We start from the raw sequence: 22233 nt of genomic DNA on the forward strand, positions 1-22233 counted from the left end.
AACCAGTCACAAACCGAAAGCTGCGGAAGAATGTGTTGCCGGGAGGCCGGCGCAGTGGGCGCCGGGTTGCCAGCTCTGGTTCAAGCGCTCACGACAGCGTGATCGCCGACGAGGTCGCTTGATGGGGCGGGCAAATGCCCGGTTTGCTCGCCGTGGCAAGATTGACCTTGGTGGCCGGTTCACCGCGTGACGGTTCGGACGATACCTGCGCCTGAGGCAACAGGAAGTGCGCCAGCGCCGGCAACAGGATCAAGGCACCGAGCATGTTCCAAATGAACATGAACGCCAGCAGAATCCCCATGTCGGCCTGGAACTTGATTGGCGAAAACGCCCAGGACGCCACGCCCAGCGCCAGTGTCACGCCAGTCAGCATCACCACTTTGCCGGTGAAGGTCAGTGCCCGGTAATAGGCTTCGGACAGCGTGGAACCCTGGCGAAGTTGCCCCAGGACGATGGTCAGCACATACAGCGCATAATCCACGCCGATCCCGACGCCCAGCGCAATCACCGGTAAGGTCGCAACCTTGATGCCCATCCCCAGGGACACCATCAAGGCTTCGGCCAGGATCGAGGTCAAGGCCAAAGGCACCACGGCGCAGACCACGGCGCGCCAGGAGCGGAAGGAGATAAAGCACAGCAGGATCACCGCGCCATACACCCAGAACAGCATTTCGTGACTGGCCTTTTTCACTACGATATTGGTCGCCGCTTCGATGCCGGCGTTGCCCGCCGTGAGCACGAACTTCACGCCGTCGGTGTTGTTTTTCGCAGCGAAGGCTTCGACCTTGTCCACCACGCCCGCTAGGGTGTCGGCCTTGTGGTCTTGCAGGTACACGAACAGCGACAGCAGGTTGCAGCCCTGGTTGAAGATTTCCCGCGGCGTGCGGTTGGCCACGGTGTTCAGCGTCCATTGGTTGGGCACCAGTTCATACCACTTCGGATTGCCTTCGTTCATGCCTACGGTGATCCGGCGGCTGAGCAACGGCAGCGAATTGGTACCCTCCACGCCCGCCACGTCATGCAATTCCCACTCGAGCGCATCCACCAGCGCCTGAGTCTTGTAGGCGGTGCATTGATCATTCGGCGTTTCGACCATCACCACCAGCACGTCACTGCTCGCTGAATAGGCCTTGGCCATAAACGCGTTGTCCAGGTTATAGCGCGAATCGGCACGCAGCTCCGGTGCGCCTGGGTCGAGATCACCGACCTTGAGATGCAGGCTGACCATGAACCCTGCCACGCCCAGAATGATCGAAACCACCACCGCCACACTGGCCCATTTGCGCTCGGTGAACAGATCGAGAAAACGCCAGACCACATGTTTTTCGACGCCGGCCGCCTCACCCGCCTCGTCCCTCATGCTGCGCACGGCTGCACTGCGGCTGACCCCGGTAAAGCTCAGCAACACCGGCAGCAGGATCAGGTTGGTGAAGATCAACACCGCCACGCCGATGCTCGCGGTAATCGCCAGTTCCTGAATCACCCGGATGTTGATGACCAGCAATACGGCAAAGCCCACTGCATCGCAAAGCAACGCCGTCAGACCTGCGAGAAACAGCCGGCGAAAGGTGAAGCGCGCCGCCACCAGCTTGTGCATGCCACGGCCGACGTCCTGCATGATCCCATTCATCTTCTGCGCGCCATGGCTGATGCCAATGGCGAAGACCAGGAACGGCACTAGGATCGAATAGGGATCCAGTTCGAAGCCTAGCAACGGCAAGATGCCCATCTGCCAGGTCACCGCAATCAGTGAGGTGACGACCACCAGCAAGGTGCTGCGCACGCAACGGGTATACCAGTACACCGCGGCACCGGCGATCACGATAGTCAGAAAGAAGAACCACAGCACCAGGCGAATGCCATCGATCAGATCCCCCACGACCTTGGCAAAACCGGTGATGTGCAGTTCGACACCCTGGCCTCGGTACTTGTCCCTGAGGGTTTCCAGTTGCTCGGAGAATTGCTTGTAGTCCAGGGCTTTGCCTGTCTCAGGATTCACGTCCAGCAGCGGCACGAAGATGATGCTGGACTTGTAGTCCGAGGCCACCAATTGCTCGGCATCTCCCGAACGCTCGACGTTGGTCCTGGTCTGGTCGATGCTTTGCGGCGACTGATCATAGTTGTCCGGAATCACCGGACCACCGTCCAGCCCTTCTTCGGTCACCCCCAGCCAGCGCGTATTCGAAGTCCACAGCGACTTGAGGAACGCACGATCGACACCCGGGATCAGGAACACTTCATCGTTGAGTTCCTTCAGGGTCTCCAGATACGCCGCATTGAAAATCGTGCCTTGCTTGACCTCGACGGCGATGCGCACCGCGTTGCCAAAGCCCTTCATATCGCCTTTGTGCTTGAGGTATTGCTCGATGTACGGATGCCCCGTGGGGATCATCTTTTCGAAATCGGCATTTAGCTTCAGTTTGGTCGCGTAAAAACCCAGCACCAGGGTGACCAGCAGGCACACCACCAGCACTATCATCCGATGATTGAAGAACAGGCGCTCCACGATCGAACCGGATTGCTTGTCAAAGTCTTCCAGGTTGCAAATGACGGGTTTGCCGTCCGCGCAATTATCAAATTTCATTACTTACTCCCGACAACGCTGGACAAGCTGACCTTCGTGACACCCCGCATACCCACCACGACCAGGCCGCCATCGGCTGCCTGGGTGATGCCCGCCAGCGGCGGCAGTTGTTTCATTGGCGACAACTGGAAACTGTTGCCCTTGTCGCGGCTGAGCAGAAGTTGGCCGGACTGATTGACCAAAACAAAACCGCCGTCCTTCAAGCGCACGCTGCCGGTGATCGAAGCGCTGGACGGCACCTCGACCTTGGTCCAGTCGGCGCCACTGTCGCTGGAGCGGTAGGTGCTGCCACGCAGGCCGCTGACCAGCAGTTGGTCGTTGGCGTCCACTATCAAGTCGAAGTAGCTGCCCTCGTAAGGCGTCTGGACCGCCTCGAATTCGGCGCCGTCGTTTTGCGAGCGAAACACGCTGCCCTGCTCACCGACGATGTACAGGCTCGAACCACTGCCTCCCATGGCATAGAGGTGCAACCCGGTCGGGTTGTCGACGTGTGCCTGCCATGGCTGCCAGTTATGGCCGCCATCGTCCGTACGCAAAATGAGGTTGTAGGAACCGATGATGTAGCCGGTGCGTCTGTTGACGAAATAGACGTCCAGCAATGGCTTGTCCGGACCATCGGATACCATTAGCTCGGCGGCCTTCACCTGGCGCTCAAGCTCATCCGGATCGCCGTTGTTGCTCTGCTGGCGTTCTTTGGCAATACGTAACAGGGTCTGGGCCAATTCGATACCGTCGAACTGTTTTTCCCAGGTTTCGCCACCGTCCTTGCTATGTAATGCAACACCGCCATGACCGACGGCCCACCCCTGTTTCGCGTCGACAAACTGCACGGAGGTCAGTGTCACGCTTACCGGGACTTTCGCCTGGCGCCAGGAGATGCCGTTGTCGTCCGACAGCACGACGATGCCCCGCTCGCCCACCGCTACCAGGCGATCAGGCGTCGAGGTCACGGCTACCAGCACTGAGTTTTCGGCATGGGGCGAAAGCTGTGCCGGACGCTCAAGCGGTCCGGGAACGACTGCCTGAGCGGACCAGGACGAGGCCAGCAAAAATGCGGCAGTGAGCAAATCACCGACCGTTCGATTACAGCGCATAGACATTCTCCAGCTTTTTTTATAATTGTTATCTGACGCGGATCTACAACCTTTTATCGGGCCCTGCAGGAGCGTGCTGGCGATGGACTCAAAGGTGACGCGTTAATCCAGAAGCTTCGCGCTTTCGTCGACGTCCATCGCGAGCAAGCTCGCTCCTACGGGGAATTGCAGGTTGCTTTAACGCACGCCTTCGCCCGACATCGCTTCAGGCGTGAAATCGCCGGACCTGGCATCGGTCAGCATCTTGAGGTGGAAGGTGTAGGAAGGATTGCTCCAGTCTGTCGCGCCCTCGCCGCTCCAGCCGCCGGTTTGCAGGTTGTGGGTCGACCATTGCAGGTTCGGGTACACGAAAGGACCGTCCGGGATCAGGAAAGGCAACGAGATCTGGGTACGCCACAGTTGCCCCTGACCGTCCCAGCCATCCGCCAGAATCGCGCCCCAGGTGTCTTCATCCAGGTAGTAACGACGCTTGGGCACCACATGCCGCTTGCCTGGCGCCAGATCGGCTTCCACGACCCAGACACGGTGCAGTTCCCAACGGGTCGAATCCGGGTTGATGTGGTGGGGCATCAACTGCTTGTCGATCGACACGTTTTTTTGCAGGAACTTGTTGTTGTTATAGGGAATATAAAGCTCTTTTTTCCCGACCAGCTTCCAGTTGTAACGGTCCAGGTCGCCCAGAAAAATGTACGACTCGTCGTAATATTCCATCCCCGAGTTCACATCCGAAGGCGTGTCGTAACCCAGGGTCGGCGCCTTGCGCACGCGACGTTGCCCCGGCAGGTATTGCCAGGCCTGACGCGGTTTGTTGGTCGAGTCGATAAGCACGAACTGCTCACCGGACTTGATGGGTGGATCAGTCATCCATACGCGCAAAAGAGTGGATTGGCCCTTGAAGGTTTCAAGCGAACCATTCTTGTTGTAGTACGGGAACATGGCCTTGTTATAGCCCCGCACCGACAGCACCAGCTTGCCGTCCGGCGTGCCGACGTAGTTGTTGAAGGCGTATGAGGTCGCCTCCCCGGCATAGAGCAACTTGTGATTCCACATGGCTTCGGCGCCGTTTTTCGGAATCGGAAATGGAATGCCGCCATAGGCGCCTTCGACCCAGACCTTGTCGTCAGTCAACTTGGCGCGGGTCGCGTTAGCAAAGGTGTTGTCGTAGACCCATTGTGGTGCCGCCGCCGTGCGGTGAGTCGGATACACGTCCAGGCGATAGCTGTCCGGGTACTTCTTCAACATGGCCTTGATGCCATCGCTCAACTTGTCGGCGTACTTGTCCATGTTCTTCGAATCGATGGTGTACAGCGGCTTTTCGCTGGCGAAGGGGTCCAGCCGTGAGTCGCCGTTTTTGTAACCGGCCGGCACCGTGGTGTAGCCACCATCCCAAGCGGGAATCGTGCCTTCCTTGTTGCCGGCCTTTTCCGCCCCCATGGGGGTCAGGGTCGATTTGAGCTGTGCGGCCTCGTCAGGGGACACCGCCGCCAGAACGTGTGGTGTCGCGAACATCACGCTCCACAACGCAGCGCATAAAATCGTGTGTTTTGCTTGCATCTTCACATCTCCTGCTCGGCTTATTGTTTTTACTAGAGCGAACGCTGCACGGAGAACGCGATGAAATCGCGATCCTTCAGGGATTGGTCGTAGGAGTAGGATTGATCCGCGGAGTTGGCCGGCACCACGCCGGTTTCTTCAGTGCCGAAGAACGTGGTGTACATCAGGCTGAGCTTCCATGTTTTCAGGTAGTCGGCCTTGAGCCCGACACTGAAGTCACCGCCATGATTGACGCTGAAACCCGGGTTGATCACCGAGGACTTGCCGAACAGGCCATAGCCCACGCCGATCGGCACCGTGAGGTCGACCCCGTCCAGCACCTGGTAGTAGGCAGGCTCGAAAATCATGCGCACCGCACCGGCATCGCGGGTGGCATTGGGGTCCAGTGCGTCGGCGTTCTTGGTGATGCTCAGGCGGCGGTTCCACGCCACTTCACCGAGAAAATTACCGCCTTCCCACAACGGGCCAGCGTCGAGCAAGGCAATCCATGAGACCTGGCCGTGAGCAGTACGGCCGACGGGATACAAAGGGTGGTTGTTATTGTTGATTTGTTCCCCTGGCAACACGGTCACCGAACCGGCGTGCGGCACCAGAGGCATATTGTCCCGCACCGAAAACTCACCGGCAACGTTGGTGTCACCCACCGTGGTACTGAAGCTGACACCCAGGGCCTTGATCTTCTCCGGGTACACCAGCTCGTACGTGTCCGGCGCAAAGGCCGGGCTCAGACTGGCATGCACCACCGGGCTCTTGGCGTTGTATTGAATGGCATAGAGACCAAACTCGCCGTCGATATCTTCTGGCCGAAAGCGCAGTTGCAAACCACCCTGGCCGGAGTTGCTGGCCTTTTTGTCTTTACCACGGATAAAACTCGAACCGGGACCAGCGAGAATCTGTTCACCGCCGTCATCGAGAATGTCCACAGTGGAGAAGTAACTGCCCGCCGCTGGTAAGCGATCTGCTTCCCAATGCACCTGGTAATACGCGCCGAGTGCTAGGTTGTCCCGCAGCTGGATTTGCCCGGAGATCTGCGGCACCGGACGCACCAGTTCCTTGAACTGCGTACCCGGTACAGACAGCAACTTGACGATATCGGTCGGTGCCTGGCCTCCCGCAATACCGTTGGCGCCGTAGAACAGGCTTTCGCCATAGAGGACAGTATGTTGACCGACACGAATGGTCGTGGGCATGTCGCCGATTTCGGTCTTGCCGAAGACAAACGCATCCAGCAGTTCCGCCTTGCGACCGTGCAGTTTCTCGGTCTCGGAGGTGAACTCGTTGTAGTCCACAGAGCGCGAGTTATTGGTGAACGGTGAATCGTTGTCGTTCTTGCGGTTGTAGATGCTGTCATACCAGCCGGCGCCGCTCACGCGCAGCCCCATATTGTTCTTGGTCAGGTCGAATTCGGAAAACAGATCCATCCGGTTCGAAATCATGCCCTTGTCGAAGTTGCGGTCACCGTCGTCCTGGTTGGCGTCGCCGGTCAACTTCGAAGATTGATCCTTTACACGCCAGGCGGCGCTGTACTTGATCGTGTTGTCCCAGCGAATCTTCAAATCTTCGACGCCGGTATTGAACTCGAACGCACTGGCCATGGGGGCGGCGAATGCAGTCATCGCGGTCACAACGGCACACGCCAGCGCCCGGTGTTGAAACTGATGACTTTCCGAATCCTGACGTTGCGCGCACGCAAGCGCACCTGACTCTCTTGTTTTCTTGACGATCATTTTCTCTTCACCAACTTAGTTATTATTAGTGCTTGGTTTTGAAGAAGCCGTGACGCTCGCTGGCCATAAAGACAGCGATATTTTTAGTGATTTACAATCCCTTGAAGTTAGCGACTTAGCACATTGCGTGTTTCACCACGCGGTAGTTCCGCCGTCGATTTTTATATCCGTGCCGGTGATGAACGAACTTTCCTCCGAGGCCAGAAACAGCGCAGTTGCGGCCACTTCCTCGGGCTTGCCGATACGACCCAACATGATCTTGCCGACCATCACATCGACCCACTCCGGATCTTCCAGCAGCGGAAGCGTTTGCTTGGATTCGATCAAGCCGGGTGAAATGCTGTTGGCACGCAATCCATAGGTACGGCCTTCCATCGCCAGTTGTCGGGTCATCGACAGCACGGCGCCTTTGGCTGCGGAATGCGCGATGCCGGGCAACATGCGATAGGTCGACCAGGCGGACACCGATGCAGTGTTGATGATGGACGAGCCCGGCGTCTTGATCAGCTCAGGCCAGGCGGCTCGTACCAGGTGGAAAACCAGATTCAGCTCCTGGTCGATTGTACGGTGCCAATCGAAGTCGGAAATCTCGTCGACCCAGCCGAAATAGGCCATGGCCGCGTTATTGAACAGGACATCGACACGACCATAGGTCGAGACGGCCAGTTCAACCAGTTCCTTGCATTGCAGCGTATCGGTCAAGTCACATTCGCTCAGGGACACCATCTCCCCCCCGAACGACAGCACTTCGTCGACCGTCGCTTCAGCCGACTCGCGGTTGATATCGCAGCCGACCACTTTTGCGCCCTGGCGGGCGAACATAAGTGCTGCGGCTCGTCCCATCGAACCACCGGTGCCGGTGATGATACAAACCTTACCCTTCAGACGATCACTCATGACGTTCTCCTGCTTGATGGGAAGTCAACGTGTCACGGTCGCCTCCGTTGCGATCAACCGTTGATGGCAGAGCGCAAAGCGAGCGATGGACAAGGTCGGGTTCTCATTCTCCGTTCACCCAGAACAGGTTGAGATCAAACCCGAGGTCCTGCGTGACCTTGCCATCGCCGCACCGCTTGCCCTCGTCCGTCAGGCGACGTTTTTTTTCGCGCGCATACGGCCCAGCGTGGTGTTTACCGCTTCGCAGTAAGAGATTTCCATGCCTTCGGCAAAGGCTTTTTCTTCCGGGCTGCCAGCCTTCACGCCTTCCAGGGAAAAGGTGAAGGTAAAGCGCAGGAACAGCGTGCCGTTCTCTTCTTCGATGATGTTCTTGATGATGCCGCGTGCGCCGCCGGAAATACGCACGAACTCGACACGCTCTTGCGGGAAAAGCGTGATTAGCTCTTGCAGAGTTTCACCGTGCAGCACCACTTCGCGAATGAATGGGTTGCGGCCTTCGGCTTCTTCAACGATCGTGCATTGCTCGATCGGGCCGACATAACCGATAGGATTGCGCGCCTTTTCTTCCAGACCTTCCCAGACCTGGGCTCGGGTCAACTCAACTTCACCGGCCGGATTGATTTCCAGACGCTTACTTACAATGATCATCTTGCTCACCTTTTTATTTTCAAATGACGCGGCCGCCCGTTCATGAGTGGCCGCACACCACACAACAGCGGTTTTCAGATGGCGAGGTAGCCGCCATCCACGGACAAGGATGTCCCGGTCACGAAACTGGATTTGTCTGACAGCAGCCACAACGCAGCGGCGGCGATTTCCTCGGGCTTGCCGAAGCGACCTATCGGGTGGCGCTCGCGCAATGCCTGGAACTGATTGGCAAAGTTGTCTTCCTGGCTCAGGCGCAGAATCATCGGGGTCTCGATGATTCCGGGAAGGACGGCATTCACGCGGATTCGCTGCGGGCCGTAATCAACGGCGGCGGCTTTGGTCAGGCCGAGTACGCCATGCTTGGCCGCGATGTAGTCGGAGGCGGCGGCGATGGCCACCGCACCCAGGGCTGATGCCGTGTTGACGATAGAGCCGCCGCCGGAGGCGAGCATGGCTCGGATCTGATGCTTCATGCAGTAGAAGACGCCGGTCAGGTCGACCTTGATGATGCGGTCCCAGGCTTCGGCGGAGATTTCATGCAGCGGCAGGTGGCTCTGTTCGATGCCAGCATTGTTGAAAGCGCCGTGCAGCACACCGAAGCGGCTGATCACCTCGTCGACGGCGTCTTTGACCGCGGCTTCGTCGGTGATATCGCAAGGTATGGCATGGACGGCACCGCCGCAGGACTGCACCACTTCAACGATATCGTTCAAACCGGCGGTATCGCGGTCCAGCATGATGACCCGGGCGCCGGCCTCGGCAAACGCAATGACCGAAGCTTTGCCGATGCCACCGGATGCGCCAGTGACAATGATATTGCGTTGGTTCAAATCACTCATAGCTAGCTTCCATTGGCGACTTTTTTGTTATTCATCTCGTTCCTGGCCAAGTGCCGCATTAAGCCCTTGCACTGAATCTGGCCAACAACCATGACTGCCTTCGGTGATGCTGCTGCCCAACATCGGGGGCTGGTCAGTGGTTCAACTTTAGGTAGGCGACCGGTCACTGACTAGATGAATAAATCACTAAAGACTGTTGCTTTAATGCACCAATGAAATGCCGCAAAACCCTTCCACTGCCGAAGGGGTCCATGCTCCAATGCGGCGCGAACACGATCATCGTGAGCACGGTGATCCCTGTCGGAGCGAGCATGCTCGCGAGGAACTCAAGGGCGCCGCGTTCATCCTGCGGGCACGCGTTATCGTTGACGTCCATCGTGAGCGTGCTCGCTCCTACAGGGTTGCTATTGGTTCCGAAAAAGGGGGGACGTTGCATGAATGACCTGAACGATCTGCACTACTTCGTCCTTGTCGTCAGGCATGGAGGGTTTTCACCCGCGGCCAGGGCCACGGGCATCGAGAAAACCCTGCTCAGCCGGCACATTGCCCTTCTGGAGAAACGCATTGGTGCGCGCCTGTTGCACCGCACCACGCGCCAGGTGTCGCTGACGGAAGCCGGCCAACATTTCTTTGCACTGAGCCAGGCTGTGGTCGAGGGCGCGCAGACCGCCTATGAGAGCGTCGAGCACATGCGCCGTGAACCCGTAGGTCTGGTGCGCTTGAGTTGCCCTCAGGTCATGGCCAAGACCTACGTGTCACCGCTCCTGCCCAGCTACATGGCGAAGTACCCAAAGGTTCGCTTGGAGCTGAGCGCGGTAGACCGCGAGGTCGATTTGTATGAGGAGCGACTCGATATCGCTCTGCGTGCCCGCACCCATATCGACGAAACCGCCGGGCTGGTGGCGAAAACCCTGGGCAGCGCCAGGCGATTAATGGTCGCAAGCCCGACGCTGCTCGATCGCGTGGGCCGCCCCGACACCCTCAAGGCCTTATCGGGCCTGCCGACCCTGTGCCTGCCAGCGGACATGCACGATGGTTTCGGCCGCTGGCTGCTGCACAACGGCGTTCACGAAGAACGACTGATGCCCCATCTGCCCTGCCTGATTTCCGACGATTTGAGCATGCAGCTGGACGCCGCGCTCAATGGCCTAGGCATTGCGATGTTGCCGGAGCCGATCGTCGTAGGGTGGGTGCGCAGCGGTGCGCTTGAGGTGGTGATGCCCTCGTGGGCCGGACCGCCCCACCTGATTCATCTGCTGTATCCGAAACCCAAGGGCATGTTGCCCTCGGTGCGCAGTGTGATCGACTACCTGAGCCTACATCTGCCGCAGCTCATACTCGATGGCACGCTGAGCGGCAAAGCGTCCGATTGAGTTATTGCCACTGCGCCTGCTGACTCTTCAAAACCCGGCCCATCATTTCGCGCAGCCATTTATTCTGTGGGTCTCGATGAAAGCGATCGTGCCAGTACAGATCAATCTCGAACGAAGGAATCTGCAGCGGCAAGGGCTGGATAGCCAACGGGTAAAAGCGCGCCAGCGTCTTGCCGAGCGCACATGGCAGCGTCCAGATTAGGTCACTGTCCAGCAGTAGGTGCGGACTGGACAGATGATGAGGCACGCGCATCTTGACGCAGTCCGCGCCCCCCGCATCGATCAAGGCACGCTCCAGCGCCTGATGGCCGGTACCGCCCGCCTCCACCAGTAGATGGTCGCAAGCGATGAACTCGTCCAGGGACATTACCTTGTTGGCCAAGGGATGGTCGCGGCGCATGGCACACACGTAGTGCTGGGAAAACACCGGCAATCGATGTATGTCGGTTTGCAAAGTCGGCATGAAGCCCATTGCCAGATCGATCCTGCCGGTGGCCAAGCCGTTGAGGGTTTCCTCCACGCCGCCTCCGACGGTGTTCATGCGCGCCAGGGGGGCATCGGCGGCCAGCTTTTTCAGAATCGGCGGTAGGCACACCACTTCCCCCACATCGAGCATTCTAACGGTAAACGACTTGCGGCAAAGTCCCGGATCGAACTCGAGCATCTGGCTTTCCGCAGCCCGGATCAGGGCTAGTGACTGCAACAGGCGCGGCGCGATTTGAGCGCAAAAAGGTGTAGGTTCCATCCGCCGGCCGACCAGCGTAAACAACCGGTCGCTGTAGGTCTGGCGCAGGCGCTTGAGACTACTGCTGACGGCCGACTGAGTGACGCCCAGGTTCTGCGCTGCGATTGACGTCGAATGATCCCGCCAAAGCGCTTCGAAGATGTACAGCAAATTCAGATCTTTCATCACGGTGCCTTGATCACGTCTTTCCAGAACGCCGGCGACCTGCCGGCCTCGAGAGAGGCAGCTGGCAGGTCACTGGCAGGGGAACCTGGAACGAAGGTCAGGCGGTGGCGCGGATCAGATGACTGTCGGGCACACTAGCGAACACCGGGGACAGGTCGATGTTGATCCGGTAATCGTTGATCAGTCGATCGGCATTGAAACGCAGGACAACACAACACGGCACGCCAACGGTGACGCCCGTGTGTTTGGTGTAGTAGCTGTCGAACTCGATAATAGTCACGTGATCGAGTTCCCACACGCCGGTCATGACATGCTCAAGGCCCTGGATCTGCGAGTAAAAGGCGCCCACACCGTCCTTGATCGCCACCTTGCCCACCAGTTTCGGTGCGTTGCCAAAGCGGAATTCGACGTCATCCGCCAGGTAGCTCAGGAAGCCTTCGATGTTTTTGCTGTCGACACAGTCAAACATCGCTTTCATTGCGTAATTCATCCAGCAATCCTCGTTTTTGTTGTTGTTTTCTTTCACCCGACTTTATTTTCCGCGCCCTGATACCGCAATACAGCAAAATCACCAAAGCCTGTTGCGCCAGTGCACCAATCAAGCCCGGGGTTCAGGTCGGGTAGATCTTCGGACAATTGAGCAAGTCCAGCGCCACATCGACAATCATGTCTTCCTGGCCACCCACCATGCGCCGCTGGCCGAGCTCCACCAGAATGTCCACAGTCTTGAGACCATATCGCCTGGCGGCGACTTCAGCATGGCGCAGGAAGCTCGAATAGACGCCGGCATACCCCAGCGCCAGGGTTTCGCGATCGACGCGCACCGGCCGGTCCTGCAGCGGACGGACGATGTCATCGGCGGCGTCCATCAGGGTGTAGAGGTCGGTGCCATGATGCCAACCCATCCTATCGGCGGCGGCGATAAAGACCTCCAGCGGCGCGTTTCCAGCGCCGGCGCCCATGCCTGCGAGGCTAGCGTCGATGCGGTCGCAGCCCTCCTCCACGGCGACGATCGAGTTGGCTACGCCTAGCGACAAATTATGGTGAGCGTGCATGCCGGTGTGTGTCGTAGGGTCGAGCACTTCCTTGAGCGCGCGGAACCGCTCGCGAATGTCCTGCATGCTCATCGCGCCACCGGAGTCCACCACATAGATACAGGTGGCACCATAGGTCTCCATGATCTTGGCCTGGGTCGCGAGATTCTGCGGGCTGGTCAGGTGGCTCATCATCAGAAAACCTACGGTGTCCATTCCCAGTTCGCGCGCATATTCGATGTGTTGGCGCGAAACGTCCGCTTCGGTGCAATGGGTGGCGACCCTGACAATTCGTGCGCCGGCGTTGTACGCTGCCTTGAGGTCGTGAACGGTGCCGATGCCGGGCAACAGCAGCGTGGCGACCTTCGCGTGAGAAATCACATCGCTGACCGCTTCGATCCACTCAAGGTCGGTGTGCGCGCCAAAGCCGTAGTTGAAACTGGAGCCCTGCAGGCCATCGCCATGCGCCACTTCGATGCTGTCCACACGTGCCTTGTCCAGTGCACGGGCAATGGTCTGGACGTTGTCGATGGAGTACTGATGACGAATCGCATGGCTGCCGTCACGCAACGTAACGTCAGAAATGTAGAGTTTTTTTCCGGGATTGAACGTCATGGTGTGTTCCTTTAGTTAACCATCGAACGCGCGATGCGCTCTGCGGTGGCCAAAGCGGCGCAAGTCATGATGTCGAGGTTGCCCGCATAGGCCGGCAGGTAATGTGCGGCACCCTCGACTTCGAGAAAGATCGACGTTTTCAACCCGCTGAAACGTCCATGCCCAGGGATGTTCACGGGTGCGTCGACTGGAATCTGCTCGAACTGCACACGCTGCTTGAGCCGATAACCCGGAACATAGTCGTTGACGGCACGGACCATCTCCTCCACGGATCTCCTGACCTCGTCCTCATTGGCCATCGCGGACAACACGTAGACGGTGTCGCGCATGATCAACGGCGGCTCGGCCGGATTGAGCACAATGATGGCCTTGCCCTTGGCTGCGCCACCGACTTTTTCGATGGCCCTGGAGGTGGTTTCGGTGAACTCATCGATATTGGCACGGGTACCGGGCCCAGCCGATTTGCTGCTGATCGAGGCCACGATTTCCGCGTAATGAACCTCGGCTACCCTAGACACGGCTGCCACCATGGGAATGGTCGCCTGGCCGCCGCAGGTCACCATATTGACGTTGGTGGCGCTGAGGTTCTGTTCCAGATTCACCACCGGAACGCAGAGCGGACCGATCGCCGCCGGTGTCAGATCGATGATCCGGATGTCGGGTTTATGTCGACGCAGCAAGGTTTCATTGTCCAGATGGGCACTGGCAGAGGTGGCATCGAAGACAAATTCGATGTCGGCGAACTCAGGCATGCCGATCAAGCCTTCGACGCCTTCGTGGGACACCGCCACCCCCATTTTTCTGGCTCGCGCCAGGCCGTCCGAAGCTGCATCGATGCCCACTAGCACCGAAATCTGCAAGTGCTGACTCTGGCGCAGTATCTTGATCATCAAGTCCGTGCCGATATTGCCCGAACCCAAAATCGCGACTTTCTTCTTGTTTGTATTCATAACGGTTTCCTCGCACCTAACGCCCGAGCGCCTTGGCGGTTTTGCCAGCAATACCGAAATCTGTCTTCGGCATTTCGTTGATGATGACGCGCACCGATTCGATGGGCGCCTGCAGCGAGCTCACGGCCGCGTCGGTCAGTGCGGCTATCAATCGAGCCTTCTGTTCCTCGCTGCGGCCTTCGACCAGAAATACCTGCATGATTGGCATGGGACTGTTCTCACAGAAGGCTGGACTGAAAGCGCATCGAAACGCTGCCCAGATGTTGATACCGCACATTGATCTGATCGCCCGCCTGAACGGCGATCGCTTCGGTCATGCCTCCAGTCATGATGAAAGTGCCCGCGGGCAGCTCACGGCCCCGCGCGCCCAGCATGTTGGCCAACATGGCCACGCTTTGCGCCGGATGCCCCAGCACCGCCGCGCCTGCGGCGGTTGCCACCACCTCGCCGTTTTTTTCCAGCACCACGCCGAGGCATTTGAGGTCGATCCCTTTGGGGTCGAGGGCGTTGCCGCCCACAACAAAGCGCGCCGCCGAGGTGTTATCGGCGATCACACTCTTGAGGTCGAAGCGAAAGTTTTCGTACCGCGAGTCGATCACTTCCACGGCGGGAATAATGAAGTCGGTGGCGGCCAGCACATCGCCCACATGACAGCCTGGGCCCTTCAATGGGTGCTTGAGGACAAAGGCAATTTCCGCCTCGATCTTGGGGTGGATCAAATGATCGACATCGATAGCCGAGCCATCCATGCACGAACCGTAGTCCGTCAGAAAGCCGTAGACCGGTTCACTGACGCCCATCTGTTTCATTTTTGCGAACGAGGTCAACCCCATCTTTAGCCCGACGATGCGCACACCTCGCTGCTCTTTGTGGCGGCGAATCGTGTCTTGAATGGCATACGCGTCCTCCCAGTCCATATCAGGGAATTTGTCAGTTATTTTGGTCACGGCCACACCTGTCAACTCAGCTCTTTCCAGATGCAGGGCCAGCTCGATGACCGTCTCGTGTGTCAGTTTCATGGGATCCCCTCAAACAAAACGAACGGACGCAGAGCCGATACCGCCCAGGCTTATGCGCAATTGATCACCGGCCTTGACCGGCACCATGGCGGCCAGTGAGCCGGACAGGATCACCTCGCCTTTCTTCAGGCCGATACCCAAGCGCCCCAGCGTATTGGCCAGCCACGCGACGGCATTGGCTGGGTGACCCAGTGCCGCAGCGCCAGCGCCCGTCGCAATCAGTTCGCCATTTTTTTCCAGTGTCATGCCGACACAGGCCAGGTCGACATCCCGTGGATCGACGCACTCGCTGCCCAGCACGAATGCACCGGCCGAAGCGTTATCGGCGACGGTGTCCTGAATGCGGATTTTCCAGTCTCGAATGCGCGAATCGACAATCTCGAAACAAGGCATGACAAAGTCCGTGGCCCGAATGACATCCGCCACCGTGACACCGGGGCCGGTCAAATCGTGTTTGAGCACGAATGCGATTTCCCCTTCAGCCTTGGGGGCGATCAGTCCGGCGCATTCGATCGCCGCACCGTCGCTGTACAACATCCCGCTGAGCAGGTGGCCGAAGTCCGGTTGATCCACACCCAGCATGTCCATCACGACCTTACTGGTGGCCCCAATCTTCTTGCCGATGATGGTCTGACCGGCATCCAGTCGCGCCTGGATCATGCCCAGCTGGATCTGGTAGGCGTCTTCAATCGTCAGCTGCGGATACCGTTCACTCAGGGGATCGATCGCCTCACGGCTGGTCAGTGCATTGTGCAACTCGCTGCCCAAGGCATGCAGTGTCTGGGTATTCATGAAAGACCTCACAGGCGCACGCAAACGTTGCGTAATTCGGTGTAGAACTCCAGGGAATGCACTCCGCCCTCTCGGCCGATACCCGACTGCTTCGCACCGCCAAAAGCGGTGCGCAGATCGCGCAGGAACCACGAATTGATCCAGCAGACACCGACGTTGAGAACCGAGCCCATGCGGTGGGCCACTTGCAGGTTGGAGGTCCAGACGCTGGCCGCCAGGCCGTACGGCGTGTCATTGACGAGACGCACCACCTCGTCTTCTTCGTCGAAGGGGGCGATGTGACAACACGGGCCGAAAATCTCCTCACGGATCACCGCTGAGTTTTCCGGCAAGTCGGTCCAGATGGTGGGCTGTACCCAGGCACCTTCTGCCAACTCGGAATTGAACTCAGGAACGCCTCCGCCGGTGACCACGGTAGCGCCATCGGCGACGGCCTGACGGTAGTAACCCAGCACTTTTTCACGGTGGCCCAGAGAAATGAGCGGGCCCATGTTCACCCCCCGTTCGTAGGGGATGCCCACGCGCAGGGATTCAGCTTTTGTCTTGAGCGCTGCGACAAAACGTTCGAACACTGGACGCTGGACATACACGCGCTCGGTGCCCAAACAGACCTGGCCGCTGTTCTCAAAGGCCGAACGAGCGACGCCCGCGGCGGCTTTTTCCAGATCGGCATCGGCAAATACCACGGCCGCATTCTTGCCGCCCAGCTCCAGGGACACCGGACGCAGGCCCTTGGCCGCTGCCCTCATGATCACTTCGCCGGTGCCGGTTTCACCGGTGAAGGTGATGCCGTTGACGTCCGGGTGAGCGGTCAGAAACGCACCGGCCGAGTTTTCACCAAAGCCGTGCACGACGTTGTAGACACCCGCCGGGACCCCCGCCTCGAGCATGACTTCACCCAACAAAGTGGCGGTCGCCGGCGTCTCTTCGGACGGTTTGACCACGACGGTATTGCCGCAGGCCAGCGCGGGGCCGACTTTCCAGGTCATCAACAACAGCGGCAGATTCCACGGACAGATCACCCCGATGACGCCGCGCGGTGCACGTACGGCGTAATTGACCGCCTTGCCACCATCGGGGGTGTCCATGGTGAAACATTCGTTCGGGACATTTTTCAGCAGGTCTGCAAACACCCTGAAATTCGCCGCGCCACGGGGAATGTCCAGGTGACTGGCCAGATCGTAAGGCTTACCGGTATCGGCGATTTCCGCGGCGACGAATTCCTGGAAACGACTTTCAATACCTTCGGCGACCTTGTGCAAAATAGCGATGCGTTGCGCAGCGGTCATACTGCCCCAGGGGCCCTGCAAGGCGCCCCGGGCTGCCTGGACCGCCGCGTCCACTTGTGCCTGGCCGGCTTCGTGGACCTTGCCGATCAGGCTATTGTCCACGGGGTTGCGGTTATCGAACGTGCGAACGCCCTCGCACCATTGGTTATCAATGAAATTGCGGAACTCATTAAGAGGCAGTGTGGCCATGTTCAGTTTCCTTGCTGTGTGAGCTCGACCGCCTCGATGTCACCGGCAGTGAGGTAATCCCACATACGTTCGAAGATCCGACCGGAGTAAGTCGCTCGTTGTCGTGTTTGCTCATCGTCAAGTGGCGGCACCCGGTCAGCCAGCCCCGCGGCATGCAGCTGCAACTCGATATGAGCGGCATCCTCCAAGTACCAGTTGAGCGTCAGCGCCTCGACCAGCGAGGCACCGGCCACAACGGCGCCGTTGCCGCGCATCACCAATGCCGGACCGTCCGCCAGTTGCTCGGCCAGCGCCGCCGCCTGAACGTCATCGCGCAACAGTTGCGGGTCATCCCATAGAGGTATGGACGAGTGAAAATAGGCGCCAGCGCCATGCCGTGACTTTGGCGTAATACCGGCGCAGGACAACGTCATGACCTGATCGGGCATGCTGCGAATCACTGCACCGACATCGGCACGACGCTGATAGATCTGCTGATGGATTCGCACCTCACCCAGCACGCCTTCCGGCAACGGGCCCTCGACGGGGACCACCACACCGGGTTCTCCCGGGCCGATCAGCCCCATCGGTTTGGCTGCGCACACCAGGAAGTGATGCGCGTCCAGGCGCAGGCTGCAATGACCATAGGCATGCACCAGGCCCGCCCGAGCCAATGCCCGTGCCGCTAGCCGCACTTCTCGTTGCTGGGCGGCCGTGGCGGTCACGCCACTCACGAACGGAATTCCGCAATATCGGGTTTCGACCCCCAGCAGCAATACGACGTAGGGACCGCCGGGAACTGCCGTGGCCGGTAACCGGCTTCCTCCTCGGCGCTGATGTGCCTGACCCCCGAGGAGTACTCATATGTCATGCCATCGGGCCCTTCGAAATACAGGAAGTAGGCGCCCGAAGTCGGATGGCGACCGGGGCCGAAGAGAATCCGAATGCCACGCTCGCGAAGGAAGTACCAGGCGCGCATGATGTCATCGACGGTTTCGACCTGATGGTTGATGTGCTGCACGCCCGCATGCGAGGACGGAAACAGCGCAATCTTGTGATGCACCTCATCGATGCGCAGCAGCGCCGCCTCGCCGATGCGGTCACTGACCCTGGCGTTGCACAGGCGTGTCCAGAACGCTTCGTCGCGTTTTGCGTTGGTGGTACGCAGGCCGATGTGGTTGAAACCGGTATTGCCGGCATCCCGCGAGGGGAAATGCCGCACGCCACTGGCATGAGGGCCGAGCACCAATTCGATGCGGTTGCCACTCGGGTCGCGGAACTGGATCAGGTCATTGACCGCACGCAACTCGATGTCTTCGCGAGTGCCATGACGAACAGCAAAGCCATTATCTTCGAGCACCTGCGCGGCATGGTCCATCTCCTCGGGCGTGCTCACTTCGAAAGCCGCGGTGGCCTCCTGCGGGTCACCTTCGTAGTAACACAAAGTGTGGTCGCGATCATCGGATCGGAAATAGATGGCGCCATTGGCAACCCGGGCCACTTCCAGACCCAGAATCTGGGTGGCATAGAGGCGGGTTTGTTCCAGATCCGGCGTCCCCAGACGGACATAGCGGATGTCGTGAAGATTGATCATGAAGCGGCCTCGAACGTTATTTTTATGTGGACTTAATCCTCGCGTCGCGGCAAAAATAAAAATAGCAAATTATCTTTATTCATTTTATTTGTTTTGGTTATACCCATGAAAACCGATCTGAATCTTCTCAGAGTGCTTCTGGCCGTCCATGAAGCCGGCAACGTGACCGCCGCGGCACAACGTCTAGGCATGAGTCAACCAGCCGCCAGCGCGGCACTGGCCCGTTTGCGGCGGTCACTGGGAGACGCGCTGTTCGTACGTTCGGGTCAGACAATGGCCGCAACGCCACGAGCCCAAAGCATCATTGATCGCACGCGGGAGGTGATCGACATCATCGACCGCGACATCCTCAGCAATCCGGTGTTCGACCCATCCACCAGCACCGCCCCCTTCATGTTCTGTTTGAGCGAGATTGGCGAAATCGCCTTTCTACCGATGCTGCTCGGGCACCTTCGCAGCGTCGCGCCGCTTGCGCAGATTTGCAGCCTGAGTCTGGCCGCCAAGGACGTGGACGAGCATCTGCGCGAAGGCAAGGTCGACCTGGTCATGGGTTACTTTCCTGACCTCGGCGCGGCGAACATCTATCAGCAAAGATTGTTCTCCCATGACCTGGTCTGCCTGATCCGAGGGGGGCACAAGATCCGGCACGAACAATTGACCCTGGATGAATTCTGCACCCTGGAACATGTACAAGTGCGCGATGGCGGGCGTAATCAGGAGATGTATGAGAGCTACCTGGCTAAGGCCGGTGTTAAGCGAAATATCGTTTTGCAGATGGGTCACTACATGAGTACGGCTTCAATTATCGAGCGGTCGAACCTAGTGGTCGTGCTGCCCCGGACCGTCGCCAGCCTTTACGCGAAATACGCCAATGTTCGCAGCGTCGAATTGCCCGACGGCTTTCCGGTTTACGACATCAAGCAGTACTGGCATGCGCGGTTTCAGAACGACCCGCGTCACCAATGGATTCGCCAGACCGTGCGTACCTTGTTCGAGAACGACCAACCGGGTGTCAGCGCCGCGCTGCCCCACGATCTGCCAGGAAAGGAAGTGGTTTTCGACGACTGACTCCGCCCTCGCTCGGGACTGTCGGTACCGTCAGGATCCTGCGAGCCCTCCCCGCGCCCACGCCGCCTCCAGATCGGCTCGGTGCTGCGGGGCGGCGATGCTGAGCATTTTGTCGACCCTTTGCTTCATGGTCAGTCCACGCAGGTCGGCGACGCCAAACTCGGTGACGATGAGCCCGGCATCACTGCGGGGAATGGTCGTTGGACCATTGAGGCGGGCAACGATTCGACTGTTGCTCCGTGCGCTGGACGGCAGTGCGATGATCGGCAGACCGCCCCGTGAACGATGGGCGCCGCGGATGAAGTCCAGTGATCCCCCTACCGCGCCCAGGTAACTGCCTGCCGCGACCTCAGAGTTCACTTGCCCGGTGAGATCGACCTCCACCGCGGAGTTGATCGCCACCAGACGATCCAGACTGGCCAGCACCTGAGCGTCGTGGGTATAGGCGCTGGAACGCATATGCACTGACCGGTTGCGATGGGCGAACTGCGCCAATGCCTGGCTGCCAATCAGCACGCCGCCCACGCTGAGCCAGGCGTCCCTGCTCTTGCGTGAATTATTGACCACGCCGCTTTGCATGAGCCGCATGACGCCGTCGCCGATGCTGCCCGAATGCACACCCAGATTGTGGTGGTCATTTAAGGCGCTGAGCACTGCATCCGGTATGGCACCGATGCCCGTCTGCAGGGTCGATCCGTCTTCGACCAAGTCGGCGATGTTCCTGGCGATTTTCATGTCTACCTCGCGAATGCTCGCGCTTTCGCTCGCCAGGGGCGCACGGTCGGTGTAGACCACAGCGTCCAGTTCATCCAGACCCAGGGTACGCTCACCATAGGTCCAGGGAGCCTGTTGATTGACCTCCCCGATCACCACGGCCGCCTGTTCCAGCGCACAGAGCAAGTATTCGCTGGCCAGACTGAGGCTGTGCCGGCCGTTGGCATCCGCCGGCGAAAGCTGCAGCATCAGAACATCGACGCGCAATTGCCCAGAACTCAACTGCGACGCCATTTCAGAGTAGTGGCAAGCAAGAATGTCCAGCACACCGGCGTCAGCCAGCGCACGATTTGCGCCGGCACCGCAATAGGCGAGAAAGTCCACGGCATCGGCATGCTCGGGCCGGCAGGTGTCACTGTTGGCAATGCCCAGCAGCACCCGGATGCGCTTGAAATCATGACGCTGTGCCATGAGCGCACGGGTCAGGGTCAGCGGCTCGGCGTTCGCCTGTCCCCATAACACGGTGTCCCCGGGTCGGATCAGGCTGGAGAGGTCCGGTGCATTGGCTTGTAATTCGAGAGGCATGGCAAAACCCTGGCAATAGCGAGCCGGGCCCTGTGGTACAGGACCCAAGGCAGACAGGGCTCAAATGGAAAATGGCGGCCCGTTGCGGGCCGCCGCGACAATCAGAAAATCGACGACGGGTGCTTGGCCAGCGGGGTGACTTTGATCTTCATGAAAGGGAACAGAGGCAGACTCGACAGCAGGCTGTGCAGTTCATCGTTACCTTCGACGTCAAAGATGCTGATGTTGGAGTACTCGCCCACGACGCGCCACAGGTGGGGCCACTTGCCCGACTCCTGGATGTCGATGGCCCTTTCCTTCTCCGACGCCTTGATCCGCTCCACTTCGTCCAGCGGAATGTCACGGGGAATACTGACGGTCATTTCTACGCAATACAGCATGTTGAACTCCAGATATTGTTGTTGAACGAGCGCCCCCTGCCAGCGGCGGCGCGAAACCTCAAACCAGCTCTTCAGTGACGAAGGGCTTAAGCTGGCCGATGAAATACTTACCATGTTCGAACCAGGCCTTGCGGATATCGGATTCCATGTAGACCTGATACTGCTCCTCACTGGCAAACCAGCATTCACCGATCGCATCGATACGGCCTACGTCCAGATACGGCACGTGGGTATCCGTAGGATTACCGGCAACCAGTCGCACTTCGTATTTGTGCAGCCCCGGCATTCCGGCGGACATCTGGAAATGCACCACGCACTCTTTTCGAAACTGCTCGTGGCTCATGCTTTCCGGTTTAACCAACAGATAAAGGATACGAATCATGGGGACCTCGATGAATG

General features: G+C 58.9%; 23 protein-coding genes. 2 read left to right on the top strand and 21 right to left on the bottom strand.

What is annotated here, in order from left to right:
• Positions 1-88: 88 nt before the first annotated feature.
• From KHO07_RS13895 to KHO07_RS13930, 8 genes are all read right to left on the bottom strand, one after another.
• Positions 89-2584 (bottom strand): MMPL family transporter, encoded by a 2496-nt coding sequence (locus tag KHO07_RS13895; RefSeq protein ID WP_075944543.1) that lies wholly within the window; start codon positions 2582-2584, stop codon positions 89-91.
• Positions 2584-3678: a YCF48-related protein gene (locus KHO07_RS13900; protein WP_075944542.1), complete on the bottom strand. Its 1095-nt coding sequence runs from the start codon at positions 3676-3678 to the stop codon at positions 2584-2586. Before KHO07_RS13900 ends, KHO07_RS13895 begins: the two co-directional genes overlap by 1 nt.
• 177 nt (positions 3679-3855) lie before the next feature.
• Entirely contained in the window at positions 3856-5232 is a 1377-nt protein-coding gene (locus KHO07_RS13905; RefSeq protein WP_075944541.1) for a DUF1329 domain-containing protein, read from the bottom strand.
• Positions 5233-5264: 32 nt separating this feature from the next.
• Complete coding sequence (locus KHO07_RS13910) at positions 5265-6848, bottom strand: DUF1302 domain-containing protein (RefSeq protein WP_075944942.1); 1584 nt, start codon at positions 6846-6848, stop codon at positions 5265-5267.
• 243 nt (positions 6849-7091) lie between these two features.
• A complete protein-coding gene (locus KHO07_RS13915) occupies positions 7092-7856 on the bottom strand; it encodes an SDR family NAD(P)-dependent oxidoreductase (protein ID WP_075944540.1) in 765 nt (254 codons plus the stop codon).
• Between the two features lie 189 nt (positions 7857-8045).
• The gene (locus KHO07_RS13920; protein WP_075944539.1) at positions 8046-8504 is read right to left on the bottom strand and encodes an SRPBCC family protein; all 459 of its coding nucleotides are present in this window, start codon (positions 8502-8504) and stop codon (positions 8046-8048) included.
• A 74-nt stretch (positions 8505-8578) separates the two neighbouring features.
• On the bottom strand, positions 8579-9343 hold the full coding sequence (locus tag KHO07_RS13925) for an SDR family oxidoreductase (RefSeq protein WP_075944538.1): 765 nt from the start codon (positions 9341-9343) through the stop codon (positions 8579-8581).
• A gap of 163 nt (positions 9344-9506) precedes the next feature.
• Entirely contained in the window at positions 9507-9779 is a 273-nt protein-coding gene (locus KHO07_RS13930; RefSeq protein ID WP_075944537.1) for a hypothetical protein, read from the bottom strand.
• On the opposite strand from KHO07_RS13930, the gene KHO07_RS13935 reads away from it, so the two are divergent.
• Positions 9778-10716 (top strand): LysR substrate-binding domain-containing protein, encoded by a 939-nt coding sequence (locus KHO07_RS13935; protein WP_085702098.1) that lies wholly within the window; start codon positions 9778-9780, stop codon positions 10714-10716. The genes KHO07_RS13930 and KHO07_RS13935 overlap by 2 nt on opposite strands.
• Before the next feature lies 1 nt (position 10717).
• On the opposite strand, the gene KHO07_RS13940 is transcribed toward KHO07_RS13935, so the two are convergent.
• The 10 genes from KHO07_RS13940 to KHO07_RS13985 form a co-directional block, all read right to left on the bottom strand.
• Positions 10718-11626 carry a LysR family transcriptional regulator gene (locus KHO07_RS13940; protein ID WP_085702099.1) on the bottom strand — a complete coding sequence of 303 codons (909 nt, stop codon included), beginning with the start codon at positions 11624-11626 and terminating at the stop codon, positions 10718-10720.
• A gap of 97 nt (positions 11627-11723) precedes the next feature.
• Positions 11724-12116, bottom strand: coding sequence for a nuclear transport factor 2 family protein (locus KHO07_RS13945; protein WP_075944941.1), 393 nt, complete (start codon positions 12114-12116; stop codon positions 11724-11726).
• Positions 12117-12237: 121 nt separating this feature from the next.
• Positions 12238-13275 (bottom strand): 4-hydroxy-2-oxovalerate aldolase, encoded by a 1038-nt coding sequence (dmpG, locus tag KHO07_RS13950; protein ID WP_085702100.1) that lies wholly within the window; start codon positions 13273-13275, stop codon positions 12238-12240.
• Between the two features lie 11 nt (positions 13276-13286).
• On the bottom strand, positions 13287-14225 hold the full coding sequence (locus tag KHO07_RS13955; protein ID WP_075944533.1) for an acetaldehyde dehydrogenase (acetylating): 939 nt from the start codon (positions 14223-14225) through the stop codon (positions 13287-13289).
• Between the two features lie 16 nt (positions 14226-14241).
• A complete protein-coding gene (locus KHO07_RS13960; protein WP_075944532.1) occupies positions 14242-14433 on the bottom strand; it encodes a 2-hydroxymuconate tautomerase in 192 nt (63 codons plus the stop codon).
• A 10-nt stretch (positions 14434-14443) separates the two neighbouring features.
• Complete coding sequence (gene dmpH, locus KHO07_RS13965; protein WP_075944531.1) at positions 14444-15244, bottom strand: 2-oxo-3-hexenedioate decarboxylase; 801 nt, start codon at positions 15242-15244, stop codon at positions 14444-14446.
• A 9-nt stretch (positions 15245-15253) separates the two neighbouring features.
• Positions 15254-16036: a 2-oxopent-4-enoate hydratase gene (dmpE, locus tag KHO07_RS13970; protein ID WP_075944530.1), complete on the bottom strand. Its 783-nt coding sequence runs from the start codon at positions 16034-16036 to the stop codon at positions 15254-15256.
• Between the two features lie 8 nt (positions 16037-16044).
• Positions 16045-17514 (bottom strand): 2-hydroxymuconic semialdehyde dehydrogenase, encoded by a 1470-nt coding sequence (locus KHO07_RS13975; RefSeq protein WP_075944529.1) that lies wholly within the window; start codon positions 17512-17514, stop codon positions 16045-16047.
• A 2-nt stretch (positions 17515-17516) separates the two neighbouring features.
• Positions 17517-18227, bottom strand: coding sequence for a class II aldolase/adducin family protein (locus tag KHO07_RS13980; protein ID WP_231977883.1), 711 nt, complete (start codon positions 18225-18227; stop codon positions 17517-17519).
• Positions 18224-19087 carry a VOC family protein gene (locus tag KHO07_RS13985; protein WP_075944528.1) on the bottom strand — a complete coding sequence of 288 codons (864 nt, stop codon included), beginning with the start codon at positions 19085-19087 and terminating at the stop codon, positions 18224-18226. Before KHO07_RS13985 ends, KHO07_RS13980 begins: the two co-directional genes overlap by 4 nt.
• Positions 19088-19192: 105 nt before the next feature.
• Between KHO07_RS13985 and KHO07_RS13990 the strand changes: the two genes are divergently transcribed.
• Complete coding sequence (locus KHO07_RS13990; protein ID WP_075944527.1) at positions 19193-20155, top strand: LysR family transcriptional regulator; 963 nt, start codon at positions 19193-19195, stop codon at positions 20153-20155.
• A 30-nt stretch (positions 20156-20185) separates the two neighbouring features.
• Here KHO07_RS13990 and KHO07_RS13995 read toward each other — a convergent pair whose 3' ends face one another.
• The 3 genes from KHO07_RS13995 to KHO07_RS14005 all read right to left on the bottom strand — a co-directional run bounded on the left by KHO07_RS13995 (position 20186) and on the right by KHO07_RS14005 (position 22216).
• Positions 20186-21454 carry an acetyl-CoA hydrolase/transferase C-terminal domain-containing protein gene (locus KHO07_RS13995; protein ID WP_075944526.1) on the bottom strand — a complete coding sequence of 423 codons (1269 nt, stop codon included), beginning with the start codon at positions 21452-21454 and terminating at the stop codon, positions 20186-20188.
• 101 nt (positions 21455-21555) lie between these two features.
• A complete protein-coding gene (gene catC, locus KHO07_RS14000; RefSeq protein WP_075944525.1) occupies positions 21556-21834 on the bottom strand; it encodes a muconolactone Delta-isomerase in 279 nt (92 codons plus the stop codon).
• Between the two features lie 58 nt (positions 21835-21892).
• A complete protein-coding gene (locus KHO07_RS14005) occupies positions 21893-22216 on the bottom strand; it encodes a 4-methylmuconolactone methylisomerase (RefSeq protein ID WP_075944524.1) in 324 nt (107 codons plus the stop codon).
• Positions 22217-22233 lie beyond the last annotated feature (17 nt).

Origin of the sequence: Pseudomonas sp. PP3, from assembly GCF_905336995.1 — a bacterium.
GTDB lineage: Bacteria > Pseudomonadota > Gammaproteobacteria > Pseudomonadales > Pseudomonadaceae > Aquipseudomonas > Aquipseudomonas reinekei.

Coding starts and splice junctions, on each gene's coding strand:
- KHO07_RS13990 (WP_075944527.1), top strand. CDS start 19,193: ATGAAAACCGATCTGAATCTTCTCAGAGTGCTTCTGGCCGTCCATGAA.
- KHO07_RS13900 (WP_075944542.1), bottom strand. CDS start 3,678: ATGCGCTGTAATCGAACGGTCGGTGATTTGCTCACTGCCGCATTTTTG.
- KHO07_RS13905 (WP_075944541.1), bottom strand. CDS start 5,232: ATGCAAGCAAAACACACGATTTTATGCGCTGCGTTGTGGAGCGTGATG.
- KHO07_RS13985 (WP_075944528.1), bottom strand. CDS start 19,087: ATGATCAATCTTCACGACATCCGCTATGTCCGTCTGGGGACGCCGGAT.
- KHO07_RS13910 (WP_075944942.1), bottom strand. CDS start 6,848: ATGACTGCATTCGCCGCCCCCATGGCCAGTGCGTTCGAGTTCAATACC.
- KHO07_RS13930 (WP_075944537.1), bottom strand. CDS start 9,779: ATGCAACGTCCCCCCTTTTTCGGAACCAATAGCAACCCTGTAGGAGCG.
- KHO07_RS13995 (WP_075944526.1), bottom strand. CDS start 21,454: ATGCCTCTCGAATTACAAGCCAATGCACCGGACCTCTCCAGCCTGATC.
- KHO07_RS13935 (WP_085702098.1), top strand. CDS start 9,778: ATGAATGACCTGAACGATCTGCACTACTTCGTCCTTGTCGTCAGGCAT.
- KHO07_RS14005 (WP_075944524.1), bottom strand. CDS start 22,216: ATGATTCGTATCCTTTATCTGTTGGTTAAACCGGAAAGCATGAGCCAC.
- KHO07_RS13945 (WP_075944941.1), bottom strand. CDS start 12,116: ATGAATTACGCAATGAAAGCGATGTTTGACTGTGTCGACAGCAAAAAC.
- KHO07_RS13920 (WP_075944539.1), bottom strand. CDS start 8,504: ATGATCATTGTAAGTAAGCGTCTGGAAATCAATCCGGCCGGTGAAGTT.
- KHO07_RS13955 (WP_075944533.1), bottom strand. CDS start 14,225: ATGAATACAAACAAGAAGAAAGTCGCGATTTTGGGTTCGGGCAATATC.
- KHO07_RS13960 (WP_075944532.1), bottom strand. CDS start 14,433: ATGCCAATCATGCAGGTATTTCTGGTCGAAGGCCGCAGCGAGGAACAG.
- dmpE (WP_075944530.1), bottom strand. CDS start 16,036: ATGAATACCCAGACACTGCATGCCTTGGGCAGCGAGTTGCACAATGCA.
- KHO07_RS13925 (WP_075944538.1), bottom strand. CDS start 9,343: ATGAGTGATTTGAACCAACGCAATATCATTGTCACTGGCGCATCCGGT.
- KHO07_RS13895 (WP_075944543.1), bottom strand. CDS start 2,584: ATGAAATTTGATAATTGCGCGGACGGCAAACCCGTCATTTGCAACCTG.
- catC (WP_075944525.1), bottom strand. CDS start 21,834: ATGCTGTATTGCGTAGAAATGACCGTCAGTATTCCCCGTGACATTCCG.
- KHO07_RS13940 (WP_085702099.1), bottom strand. CDS start 11,626: ATGAAAGATCTGAATTTGCTGTACATCTTCGAAGCGCTTTGGCGGGAT.
- KHO07_RS13915 (WP_075944540.1), bottom strand. CDS start 7,856: ATGAGTGATCGTCTGAAGGGTAAGGTTTGTATCATCACCGGCACCGGT.
- dmpG (WP_085702100.1), bottom strand. CDS start 13,275: ATGACGTTCAATCCCGGAAAAAAACTCTACATTTCTGACGTTACGTTG.
- dmpH (WP_075944531.1), bottom strand. CDS start 15,244: ATGAAACTGACACACGAGACGGTCATCGAGCTGGCCCTGCATCTGGAA.
- KHO07_RS13975 (WP_075944529.1), bottom strand. CDS start 17,514: ATGGCCACACTGCCTCTTAATGAGTTCCGCAATTTCATTGATAACCAA.